Source organism: Aliiglaciecola lipolytica E3 (assembly GCF_000314975.1).
In the GTDB taxonomy this organism is placed as follows: domain Bacteria; phylum Pseudomonadota; class Gammaproteobacteria; order Enterobacterales; family Alteromonadaceae; genus Aliiglaciecola; species Aliiglaciecola lipolytica.
Map to the genome: position 1 here is coordinate 13,388 of NZ_BAEN01000061.1, position 11,928 is coordinate 25,315.

General features: G+C 39.9%; 10 protein-coding genes and 4 tRNA genes. 4 read left to right on the forward strand and 10 right to left on the reverse strand.

Annotated elements, in window-relative coordinates; genetic code table 11:
* Nucleotides 1–43: 43 nt before the first annotated feature.
* Genes GLIP_RS15360 through GLIP_RS15375 form a run of 4 tightly spaced genes read right to left on the reverse strand, consistent with a single transcriptional unit; the run spans nucleotide 44 to nucleotide 5,758 of the window.
* On the reverse strand, nucleotides 44–1,345 hold the full coding sequence (locus tag GLIP_RS15360; RefSeq protein WP_008845586.1) for a glycosyltransferase family 2 protein: 1,302 nt from the start codon (nucleotides 1,343–1,345) through the stop codon (nucleotides 44–46).
* A complete protein-coding gene (locus GLIP_RS15365; protein ID WP_008845587.1) occupies nucleotides 1,345–2,757 on the reverse strand; it encodes a TackOD1 domain-containing metal-binding protein in 1,413 nt (470 codons plus the stop codon). Before GLIP_RS15365 ends, GLIP_RS15360 begins: the two co-directional genes overlap by 1 nt.
* On the reverse strand, nucleotides 2,754–3,755 hold the full coding sequence (locus GLIP_RS15370) for an HlyD family efflux transporter periplasmic adaptor subunit (protein ID WP_008845588.1): 1,002 nt from the start codon (nucleotides 3,753–3,755) through the stop codon (nucleotides 2,754–2,756). The genes GLIP_RS15365 and GLIP_RS15370 overlap by 4 nt, the downstream gene beginning before the upstream one ends.
* Nucleotides 3,752–5,758, reverse strand: a complete 2,007-nt coding sequence (locus tag GLIP_RS15375) for a hypothetical protein (RefSeq protein WP_040523185.1) — start codon at nucleotides 5,756–5,758, stop codon at nucleotides 3,752–3,754. Before GLIP_RS15375 ends, GLIP_RS15370 begins: the two co-directional genes overlap by 4 nt.
* 223 nt (nucleotides 5,759–5,981) lie before the next feature.
* On the opposite strand from GLIP_RS15375, the gene GLIP_RS15380 reads away from it, so the two are divergent.
* Nucleotides 5,982–6,836 carry an SH2 domain-containing protein gene (locus GLIP_RS15380; protein ID WP_008845590.1) on the forward strand — a complete coding sequence of 285 codons (855 nt, stop codon included), beginning with the start codon at nucleotides 5,982–5,984 and terminating at the stop codon, nucleotides 6,834–6,836.
* Between the two features lie 83 nt (nucleotides 6,837–6,919).
* On the opposite strand, the gene GLIP_RS15385 is transcribed toward GLIP_RS15380, so the two are convergent.
* Complete coding sequence (locus GLIP_RS15385) at nucleotides 6,920–7,399, reverse strand: acyl-CoA thioesterase (RefSeq protein ID WP_008845591.1); 480 nt, start codon at nucleotides 7,397–7,399, stop codon at nucleotides 6,920–6,922.
* Between the two features lie 143 nt (nucleotides 7,400–7,542).
* Here GLIP_RS15385 and GLIP_RS15390 point away from each other — a divergent pair, with 143 nt between their 5' ends.
* From GLIP_RS15390 to def, 3 genes are all read left to right on the forward strand, one after another.
* Nucleotides 7,543–8,421, forward strand: a complete 879-nt coding sequence (locus GLIP_RS15390) for a DUF1835 domain-containing protein (protein ID WP_008845592.1) — start codon at nucleotides 7,543–7,545, stop codon at nucleotides 8,419–8,421.
* 93 nt (nucleotides 8,422–8,514) lie between these two features.
* Nucleotides 8,515–9,120: a YehS family protein gene (locus GLIP_RS15395; RefSeq protein WP_008845593.1), complete on the forward strand. Its 606-nt coding sequence runs from the start codon at nucleotides 8,515–8,517 to the stop codon at nucleotides 9,118–9,120.
* Nucleotides 9,117–9,635: a peptide deformylase gene (def, locus tag GLIP_RS15400; RefSeq protein WP_008845594.1), complete on the forward strand. Its 519-nt coding sequence runs from the start codon at nucleotides 9,117–9,119 to the stop codon at nucleotides 9,633–9,635. The genes GLIP_RS15395 and def overlap by 4 nt, the downstream gene beginning before the upstream one ends.
* Before the next feature lie 603 nt (nucleotides 9,636–10,238).
* Here def and tuf read toward each other — a convergent pair.
* The 5 genes from tuf to GLIP_RS15425 form a co-directional block, all read right to left on the reverse strand.
* On the reverse strand, nucleotides 10,239–11,423 hold the full coding sequence (gene tuf / locus GLIP_RS15405; RefSeq protein WP_008845595.1) for an elongation factor Tu: 1,185 nt from the start codon (nucleotides 11,421–11,423) through the stop codon (nucleotides 10,239–10,241).
* A 59-nt stretch (nucleotides 11,424–11,482) separates the two neighbouring features.
* A tRNA-Thr gene (locus tag GLIP_RS15410) sits at nucleotides 11,483–11,558 on the reverse strand.
* A 7-nt stretch (nucleotides 11,559–11,565) separates the two neighbouring features.
* Nucleotides 11,566–11,640: transfer RNA gene (locus tag GLIP_RS15415), tRNA-Gly, on the reverse strand.
* Between the two features lie 91 nt (nucleotides 11,641–11,731).
* Nucleotides 11,732–11,816: transfer RNA gene (locus tag GLIP_RS15420), tRNA-Tyr, on the reverse strand.
* 7 nt (nucleotides 11,817–11,823) lie between these two features.
* Nucleotides 11,824–11,899 (reverse strand) — tRNA-Thr (locus tag GLIP_RS15425).
* Nucleotides 11,900–11,928: the final 29 nt, after the last annotated feature.

An 11,928-nucleotide genomic window follows, 5' to 3' on the forward strand; every position in this document is an offset into this window, starting at 1 on the left:
GGTTAGAAATTCAGATGCCAGAAAAAGTACGTTAATCCAGTCATTACAAATTCTCACGTTTTGCAATTTTTGATACTTTCCACGGATTCCATGCATCATCAAAAGACGTTTTATGTAGTAATTCCATTAGGTACGAATAGGTTCGAATAATCCGCAAATAAACACCTGTATAAAATGGCATCAACGGTAGAAATAACGCCAGCAAACCATCTCGCCTTTGTTGTTCTTCGCCAACAATTGCCATTGCCACGAAGTATTGAATGCAATTGGCGAGAAAATAAAGAAAATAGTTAATAATTAGGATGTAACCAAGGTTTTCAGTACTCGTTAACAACATAAAGATAAAATAAACAATCCACTTTATATCGAAGAACAAGTTAAACAGAATATTTTCCGCCACCGAAAAAAAAGTCGACAGTCGAAAATTTGCATTGGGCTTTAGAATATCTATATGCTTACGCATTCGAAACCGGACCATGGATTTATCCCAACGGTACCGCTGTTTAGCAAGTTTTTTAAAAGAAACAGGAACATTGGTATAGCAGATGGCTTTGGGTTCATGTACGACGCGATAGTTTAACTTTCTTATTTTTAGTGTGATATCCCCGTCGAGCCCAGGTCCTACATCCCAACCTTCAATTTGTTGCAATACGTCACATCTAAACGCACCATGAGCTCCAGAAATAATGCGTAAAATATGCATTTCTGTTGCCGCGGTTCTACCACTGGTGATGGTTTTTAAATACTCAATACTTTGCAACCTAGAGGCAAAAGAATCTTCAGCGTTGGCGACGCGGACATCTCCCCCAACGGCACCTATTTCGGAATTAATGAAGAATGGCAATAAGATGGTTTCGATAGAATCAGAAGCAAGGTGAGAGTCTGCATCTACATGTACAATATACTTACCTTTTGAGAACTTTAACGCCGTATTTGCAGCAGACGCTTTTCCACCTCGAATTTCGTTGCGAATGAAAACATCAATTTTACCTTTTGCTTGTAATTGCCGACAAATATACGGTGTGTTGTCATCCGAACCGTCATCCACAACAATTAATTCAAAATTTTGGTAAGTTTGATTTTCTAATGCTGACACCAACTTAGCCAGATGCTTACCTTCATTTTTCCCAGGTACGATGACCGACACTAAAGGTTTGGAACGAAATAGTGTGTGTCGCGCTTTTCTAATTTTTGCTTTATTTAAGTATTTTTTAAAAAAATAAGACGATATTAAAATTATCTCCAGGAAAACGTAGCGAATCATATCCAACAAAAAGAACGGCCAGAAATACGCCAACATTTGAGCTGGTGTTAAATTGCTGACAAACTCTAATAAACCTTCCATTAGAGGCTACTTTTTTCCGCTAGAAAAAGATCTAGTTGATCTTCCAAACTGTCAAATTCGACCACGTTGTAAATTGCAGAACTTATCAGCAAATCAATATTTGAGTTTGTCTTAAATAAATCATCTACCGATGCACTTAAACGTGAAATAGCTAAATTTGCATTCGTTTCTGATGTTTCAGTCATTAATACACAAAACACACTTTCATTACGTGCACTAATAACATCTGACTCTCGAAATACAGATTTAAACACCACACTTAGTTCTTTAAATACCTGTTCGGCTTTTTTACCTAAGGTTTCAAATAAAGATTCTAAGTTTCCTAGGTGTATCAATGCTATTGAGCTTTGGGACAGCTTATAGCGTTTGATTCTTGAGCGCTCAACGGCCAAAAAGTTTTTAAATTCATCTTGAGCGTATAAATTCAAATCAGTGCTTAATATACTAGTAAACAAAGCATCTAACCCAAAAATTGCTGCATTTTTACCTAACGCACTAACTTCGTACTCATTGATATCTCGTAAGTCAAGATTGTCTGGCTCCATTGTTCTATGACAATTATAGCAATCTGCTAATACTCGCGGATCCTGAAAGGTATGACTACACTCGTTACATTCATGGAAAGTAGATGGTTTGTCGTAATCAACCCCAATATGTTTCAGATCATTGTCACACTTTGGACACTGCATTTTATTAAAGTGTTTAAACTTTGCTGCTGAATCTGTATGCCCACACTTAAAGTGATGAATCAACTCATCCGTCTCAATATTGTCCGACTGGCAATCTGGGCAGGTCTCTTTAAAATTTAAAAACGCACAGTCACAATGGGGACAAAAATGCGCCCTTCTTTTTAATTTAGCCGTAATTAATTGCTGCTGTTCTAAAAATTCTAACGTCCTTTCAATGCTATTATCTTTTTTAGCAAACAGCGGTTTAAGCTTTGGATAATTAAAACCGTTGTGATGCTCCACTGTATAATACGGGGTAATCTTTAAATCTCGGCTCGCCATCAATCGTAACGTTTTAAATCGAGAACTACTATCTGATACGGTTGCGACATCAGGAATAGCATCTATCCATTGATTAATGGTTTCGAAACTTGCCGATAAGTTATCTAAATATTCGGGGCTAAATTGTTCAACTGATGCACTATGATCGACATTCTCTTCAACTGTTTTAATCAGAGTGTTCATGTTGCCAATTAATACTATTGGTTTTAGGTAAATTAAAGGATTATCGTGTTGGCGAATGGCCCCGATATTATCTATCGCTTCAGATGCAGATTTGCCATCAACTAAAAAGCAGCTGATGCTGGCCAAGTCATATGTACTGATTTCTGCGAGATTAAATGTTCCAACGGCAGCTAAAGGAGAAGCAGCATTGTTGCGACTAAAATAGAATGGCGTTCTCACTTTTCACCTCTTACTTCAACTTGGTATCTATCAAATTTCTTCCAAAGCGCTATATCTGACTCATCTTTTGGGGCGAGTTTGACCTGTAGGTTCGGAACGACGGGTTGATAGTCATTCCATTCGCGATCAGGCGTTGTATAAGCAGAAGAATTCACTTCTAAGATTTGAGCAATGGACTCTTGGCCATCAGGAAACGTTACTTCCATTGTGTTTTGATCAGCGATATTTTTATAAAGCTCGGCTTCTAAATAAACTTCTATGAAGACATCGGCATCATCCGCGACCATCAGCAGTATCTCTTCTGCTCTTGTCACTACTTCATTAGATTGTCTTCTCAATGCAAAAACATGCCCATCTGCTGGTGCTAAAATTGACTCTTGAGAACAACCCGGATCTAACATAGTAGTGTCGACCTGATTGCCTAAAGTTGTCATTCTACTCTCCAAATTAGCTAATTTGGCTCTTTGCAGCGCAATCTTATTTTTTAGTTCTAGTTGATCTTGTAAATTATCAAATCGACTAGAATTCAGGCTAGCATTAATCTCTAAGGCTCGTCTTACCGCGTTATTTTCACGCTTTTCATTCTCAGACTGTATTTGTTTAAGTAACGCTAATTCTCCGAGCAACCCATCTAGCACAATCTTTTGTTCATCAATGTCAAAAGCAACGTTGTCAACGCGTTTGTCGACGATTGTATGACACGTCTTAGCTGCAGATATTGTTGCTAATAACGCGCCCTTTTTAAATTTTTCACCTTCTTTTAATGGAATCGAAATGATTTTACCGCCACGTTCAGAACTAATATTCGTTTTCTGAATTTCTACGAACCCAACCTCAGTAATATATAAAGTACGGGATACAAAAAAGTAAACGATATAGAAAAACAGTATCGCTAAAACCAGAAAGTAAATCAGTTGAGTCAACTTAGGCGCTTTTCTATTTCGGGGCTTACCTTCTGACTGTGAGGTCAGATAACTCTGTCTGTTGTGAATTTTCATTTATTCGCCCCCAAAGTTAACAAGTCTCCTAGTTTATGAATTCCGAAACGATTCACGCCAGTAAGCTGATGGAGTTGCTCAAATGCCTGTTCAACCTCAAATTCGTTACTGAAATCTTTCATGCTCAATACTACCGAGACTTTTTCGTGAGGAATAATCGAGACAATCTTATTTGTACGTCTCGCCAAGGTATCGATTTTAGTTGAGCCATAATTCATTACGTAAACGAGTTGCACCAATGGCACTAATTGCTGATAGGTTTCAGGCTCCCAATGAAATGGGACGGCGACACTTATGAATTGATCAGGCGAAGCCTTGCGAATAGCTTTCAACATTTGTATATAGTCGTTTTGATATTGTTTTTTTTTGTTGTGATAGTCATCTAAAGCTTGAGGCTCGATATCAAGATGAATTCGATTTGATATACCAGATGCAATTGCTACACGCTGGGCTGCGTCTTGCCATTTATCTTCATTCACCCATGAGTTATCACCGACAATAAAGTCAATGCTAATATTATTCGTTTGACTTAAATCAATAATTTCTTTTTGCTTAACCAAATCCCCTTGTTTTCCAATCGATAAAATTAAATTATTAATTCCTTTTGTTTTGGCAATCAAAAATAGTTGTTCAGGAGAAAGTTCATTTATACTGGATGACCAAACGTAAAGGCTTCGTTGAAATTCTCTCGACCGATAATTTGGTTTTGAAATATCGGACACTTTGACTAATTCAGGACTGTAGGCCTCTCCAGATATCAAAAACACTTGATTAACCCGTTGATACAAGGATTTTTTAGCTTCTACTAGCTCAATAGCTGCATTTAAATAGGTATTTAATCTTGCGATAACGGCGGAAATATTCAGTTCGTCACCAGACATTTTTCGAGCGAATACTCGACGCATTCTTTCTTTACTGCGAAGATATCGATATTGTTGAGTTAACGTACGCTCTTTTTGTTCTCTAAAGCTTTCATAAGCACCTCGAACCCTTGTAATTCTCTCCCATGCCCTGAATGAACCTTCTTGTTCCAACCGTTGCAAACGGTGAAAATTACTAGGCTCATCAGCAGCAACTAATGGTATGGAAAAGCGCACTCCAGCAACTAGATCGTCACGGTTAGACGATAAAATATCAAACTCTTTTCTAAGAAAAACACGTAGCCTAGATCCGTACTCGTATGGATTAGTATCTGATAGGGCTTCTTTTTCAAGATTAAGTAATTCGTTGTATTGACTATCCTTTTCAATATTACTAAGAATTTTAGCTATATGAACGTCTATGATGGGTGGGTTCTTAATCGTAAAAGCATACTCTGAACTACCATGTAAGGTATAAAGATATTCAAGTTTTTGTCTTATGTTAACTAGCTCTTCTTCTGAAATTAATAGGTCATCAAAATAACTAGCACCAGTTAAGTAAGCCTTTCGTTCAATCGGATAAACGGCCTCTAAGAGCTCTAGTTTGTTGTTACCTAAATAACTTTCAAGACCAACAAACATATTATCAATATGGTAACTACGGCACTGGTAATCTCGTTGTTTTCGATCTAAATCTGCAGCTATCTCCTTAAGTGCAGCCTTACGTCGCAAATCTTTAGCTTTGAATTCAAACTCTTTGTATCCATTTCGCAAAACATCCCAAGACAATTCAAGGTAGGTTGTTCCCTCTTGATCAAAATCACTGGATTCAATATCCCCTGATGTAAGCCCTCCTCTCAATTCCAATCCATAATTGTTGTCCCAATATTCAGCTTCTTCCATCAGTTCCTCATATTGTGAATCTGAATTGATCGAAGCTGGACACCTTTTCCCCAATATTTCGTTTACAGAAAACAGTGTAACAGGGGCTTCGAGCTCATTCTCCGTTTTAGAATAGAGTTTTTGAACCATTTCCCAAAGTTCAACATCAGTTTTCTCTTGCGCATTTATACCTAATGGAAAAGAAGCCAAAAGCACAAAATAAGAAAAATAGAATAATAAATTCAGATATTTAAGTGTCATAAAGTGAAAAGTGTCTAATTTAGAGGGTTAGCAGTGATAATTATATAAAATGACTAAAATGTCATTAGTTTTGGTCGATATTAATACAATTAGTAAATATTATTATGCGAATCACGTATAAAACCCCATACCAATAAGAGAATTATTATACTCTAACTGGGTGGATTTCTTTGTTTTAGCTTGAAAAACAATCTATTATAGCGTTCTTAAAAATCGAGGAGATATGATTGTGCAGATTCGTCAAACAATAATAGCTAGTCTATTTGTATCATTTGGAGTTAGTGCTACGCCAACGCTAGTTGATACATCTCAGTGGCAAGCTGATGAGTCACCTTCAACATCACGTTTAAGCAAAAATGATGTGTGGGTTGGACTAGAGTCAAACGCTCCCCGAAAAAACGGTAATTCTTCAGGTTCGTTGATTAGCGATTTTGTTAGTATTGGCGACTTCGTGTTTAGTGGCTCAATGACGCCTACTTTCGCCAACAACCTTAGTTGCGAAGCTGAAAACACATGCAACGATAACGACATTTTAGGAATTGTTTTTGGTTGGCAAGATTCATCGAACCATTATCGTCTTGGATTTTCCCAAGGTGACAATTCAACTGCGCAAGCTGTATCGGATATAACTGGTAGAAATGGCCTATTTTTAATTCGTGAAGTTAACGGAAGCAGCAGCACATTGGCGCATTGGAGTAACGTATTCTGGCAAGACGAACAAACCTATAACTTCAGTGTTGGTAGATTAGGAGACGAAATATCCTTCAGCTTGAATGGTATGGGTCTAGACACTGCACAAAACCAGTCTGGAGCGTTGCCAAGTGATAGCGTATTCCAAACTCAAAATGCAGGAATGACAGCCGTCGATATTAGCTACAATTTGCTGGATAGCACGTTTCTAGGTGGTAGAGTTGGTGTATATACTGAAAGTCAGACAGCAATTTTTAGTGGGCTAACGTTTGATAACTTAATCAAAGTGTCTGCACCGCCTGTTTTTGCTACTGCACTTATTGCGTTAATTTGGAGTGTACGTCGTAAAAATAAAAAATTAACCGCGCAAACTATGGCGATTAGTTAACGACTTAAACCGCGAAATCGTATTTTTAGAAATTGAATGGCCCAATTACATTTAAAATGAATTGGGCCTTTTTAGTTGAGGCTTTATTTCCATCCCAACATTTGCTCATAATGCTTATCAAGCTTTTTAGCGAAATCTTTACCGCTGATAGCTACTTTTTCTAATAATTCATCTTCGGTGTTTTGCGGCTCGTATTTTGGCACTTCAACAGGCGTTCCAGATTCATCTATTGCCATAAAGGTGATAAAACAACGGTTGGTATCCACTATTTCATCTTCTTTCGGATCGGAAGCTCGGACCACAACGTAAATGTGCATACTAGTTCTACCCGTATGCACGATCCGCGCATTTATCGTCACCATTTGGCCAACAAGTATCGGACGAATAAAGCGAATAGCATTTGCCGATACAGTAACACAATAGTGTTTACTCCACTGAGCTGCGCAGGCATAAGATGCTTGGTCTATCCACTTCATCACCATGCCTCCATGGACCTTGCCACCAAAATTAACGTCTGTCGGCTCTGCTAAAAAGCGAAACTCAGTCTGGCTATTTTTAATCATTATCAAAGCCTTGTATTTCAAATAGTTAAATAACTATACTGGATATATCAAAAATTAATCAATTTAATTTTCATCGCCTCTCCACACATTGATACGGCATATCGTCATTATTTTTAGATAAAGTGCGATTAAAGGAAGATAAAATGACAACCCTCCATATTACCAATGGTGATTGTGCAATTAGCCTACTTCGGGAAGCTGGAATACAAGGAGACTTTCTCCCTTGGCGCGATATTCTGCATATGGGGCCGGTGCCTGCTAACTATTCGCTTTCGGCTTTATCCGACATTAGAGCAGCTTTTATTAGTTCGTTGGGATGGGGAGAATTAGAACAGATTAAAGCGGATTTTGTAGAAAGAGATTATAAATTGAATCAGGCGAGAGAATATGCGCAAATCGTTTTCTGGTTCGAGCACGATTTGTATGATCAGTTACAAATTTTACAGTTATTCGACTGGTTAGCAGATAACCCCAAAGTAGCAAGTAAGTCCTTTTTGATTAATCCTAACAAGCATATTACTCACCATTGTGTATCTGAAATCACAAGCTTGTATGACTCTCGAAAACCCGTTGAAACTATGCAGCTGCAATTAGCTCAAAAAGCTTGGCAAGCATATAGATTGCCTAATCTCGATAGCTGGCAGCAGATGACGAACCAAGATACCAGCGCGTTACCCCATTTACGTGAGGCGATAATACGTAGTTTACACGAATTACCCGCTTCGACCTCGGGCTGCACACAAACCGAAACATTAATTTTGACGTTGGTTGCATCTGGCATCAATGAAAAAACATTGCTATTTCAACAATATTGTAAGTGCGAAAAAGCGCCGTTTCATGGTGACTCAGGGTTTTACTGGTATTTGCAACAAATGAGTAATGATCAACCCGCACTCATAGACAATCTAGACGACAAATTATCACTAACAGAGATGGGAAAACTCGTTCTACTGGGTAAACAAAAATGGCAGCGTCGCTACCAAGCTCAACATTGGCTTGGTGGTTACTGTATTTCAAAGTAAGCATTATACAAACGAGAAGGAACAGGTGGGATAGGATGTTTATTTTTCGGTTTCAGGTAGAATACGCTAAATATTTACTTTTTGGCCTTACATATGAATCACAACGACATTTTACGACGTCTTCGCTATGCACTTAGGTTAGATGATACTGCGACTATTGCTATTTTCGGCTTAGTCGATTACGACATGGAAAAAGATTACCTATCAATGCTCATGAAAAAAGAAGATGAGCCTGGCTTTATGTTGTGTCGTGATAAAATACTAAGCTTGTTTTTAGACGCGCTTATTATTCAAAAGCGCGGTAAGCAGGAAGGTGCTGAGCCTGTGGTTTTAAAAGGTAGCGAGCGCCTAACTAACAACGATATATTGCGTAAGATTCGTATAGCAATGAGTTATCGTGACGACGATATGTTAGCTATTCTAAAGCTAGCTAATTTTCGTTTAAGCAAGGGCGAGCTTAACGCTTTCTTCCGTAAGCCTGAACATAGAAATTATAAAGAATGCGGTGACCAAGTTGTTCGAAACCTTTTAAAAGGTATGGTGGTCAAATATCGCCCAGATAGTGCAAAAACGACTATCATGCCTGTTACTAAAGCCCCTAAACCGCGCAAACCTGCGCAAAAGCCAGTAAAAAAACCACAACCAGCGCCTGCAAATGAAGAAACAAATTCTGTTTGGGGAAAGGTAAAGCCGAAGTGAAAATAGCTCAGGTTGGTGAATCAATTTTAAAAACGCCGGCGATTAGTGTTTCCCCTACTGACTTGCTGACAGAAGAATTAGCACACTTTTTAAAGGCATTAAAACAAACTATGTTAGACGCCAGTGGGATTGGAATTGCTGCTCCGCAAGTATTTGATCCCCGAGCAATTATGATTATCGCATCTCGCCCAAATGCGCGATATCCAGACGCACCTTTGATGGAGCCTTTGGTATTGATAAATCCTAAAGTAATTGCTAGCAGCGATACACAGGTGAAGGATTGGGAAGGATGCCTGTCTGTTCCTGGTTTACGAGGCAGGGTAAAACGCTTCGAATGGATCGAAATTGAGTATATGGCAGAGAACGGCGATATAATTAAACGTTTATTTGATGGTTTTGTCGCGCGAATTTTTCAACACGAATTCGACCACTTAATCGGTAAAACATGGCTCGACCACATTGAATCTGCAGACGATGTGATGGCGAATGAAGTGTGGCAAAAAAAATACTGTTAAGAGCTTCCAACTGATTTGTTTAACTTGCCACACGGTATTAATACCTACTCCCCTGTAGCAGGGACTTCAGTCCCTGTAAGCTGTATTGACCTTTTCCACGGGATAAATCCCGTGCTACATACCTGTAATTTAACCCCTCGGAATTAATGCCTACTCCGCTGTAGCAGGGACTTCAGTCCCTGTAAGCTGTATTGACCTACGGGGTAAATCCCGTGCTACATACCTGTATTTTAACCACACAGAATTAATGCTTACTTCCTTGTAGCAGGGACTTCAGTCCCTGTAAGCTGTATTGACCTTTTCCACGAGATAAATCCCATGCTACATACCTGTAATTTAACCCCACGGAATTAATGCTTACTTCCTTGTAGCAGGGACTTTAGTCCCTGTAAGCTGTATTGACTTTTCCACGGGATAAATCCCGTGCTACATACCTGTGATTTAACCCCACGGAATTAATACCTAAACCCTGTAGCAGGGACTTTAGTCCCTGTAAAGCTGTATTGGCTTTTTCCACGAGATAAATCCCGTGCTACAGACGTCGGAAAACAAAAAAGCCGCTCAATGAGCGGCTTTCTTAATCTTGTGTAACTGACTTCGCAATTAAGCGATGATTTTCGCTACAACACCTGCACCAACAGTACGGCCACCTTCACGGATTGCGAAGCGTAAACCTTCGTCCATCGCGATTGGGTTGATTAGCTCAACTTTGAATTTCAAGTTGTCGCCTGGCATTACCATTTCTACACCTTCTGGTAATTCTACTGCACCAGTGATGTCGGTTGTACGGAAGTAAAACTGTGGACGATAGCCTTTGAAGAATGGAGTATGACGGCCACCTTCATCTTTAGACAATACATACACTTCTGCTTCAAACTGAGTGTGAGGAGTGATTGAACCAGGCTTAGCCAATACTTGACCACGCTCTACGTCATCACGCTTAGTACCACGTAGTAGTACACCAACGTTCTCACCTGCACGACCTTCGTCAAGCAACTTACGGAACATCTCTACACCAGTACAAGTTGTTTTCGTTGTATCTTTGATACCTACGATCTCAACTTCTTCACCTACTTTGATGATACCTTGCTCTACACGACCGGTTACTACTGTTCCACGACCTGAGATTGAGAATACATCTTCAATTGGCAAAATGAACGGCTTATCAATTGCACGCTCTGGCTCTGGGATGTAGCTATCAAGTGCTTCTGCAAGCTCAATGATTTTGGCTTCCCATGCTTCATCACCTTCCAACGCTTTTAGCGCTGAACCTTGAATTACTGGCAAGTCGTCACCTGGGAATTCGTATTCAGTTAGAAGTTCACGTACTTCCATTTCTACCAATTCCAACAACTCTTCGTCGTCAACCATGTCACATTTGTTCATGAATACGATCATGTAAGGAATACCAACTTGGCGACCCAACAAGATGTGCTCACGTGTTTGAGGCATAGGACCGTCTGTTGCCGCAACAACTAGGATACCACCGTCCATTTGCGCAGCACCGGTGATCATGTTTTTAACATAATCCGCGTGTCCTGGGCAATCTACGTGTGCGTAGTGACGCTTAGGCGTGTCATACTCAACGTGTGAAGTTGAGATAGTGATACCACGCTCACGCTCTTCTGGAGCGTTATCAATTTGATCAAACGCCGATGCTGCACCACCATAGGTCTTTGCTAGAACTGTAGTGATTGCCGCTGTTAGCGTCGTTTTACCATGGTCAACGTGGCCAATTGTACCGACGTTTACGTGGGGTTTCGTACGTTCAAACTTTTCTTTTGCCATCTTAAATTTTTCCTAGCAAAGTAATTAAAAAAAACCTTTTCAATGAGTTGAGGGAGAACTGGTGCTGATAGGCAGATTCGAACTGCCGACCTCACCCTTACCAAGGGTGCGCTCTACCAACTGAGCCATATCAGCACTAAATTGGAGCGAGCAGTGGGAATCGAACCCACATCATCAGCTTGGAAGGCTGAGGTAATAGCCATTATACGATGCTCGCGAACCTATTCTCTATCCACCTCGTTGAAAGTGGTGGCATGACAACAACGTCACACCATACGTCTGATAAACCTGCAGACGCACAGTAAAAATGGTGGAGGGGGCAGGATTCGAACCTGCGAAGGCTGAGCCGGCAGATTTACAGTCTGCTCCCGTTGACCGCTTGGGTACCCCTCCAGATTGATGGTGCCGACTGCCGGAGTCGAACTGGCGACCTACTGATTACAAGTCAGTTGCTCTACCAACTGAGCTAAGCCGGCACTGCATCAAGTGGGTGCGCATTCTAGAG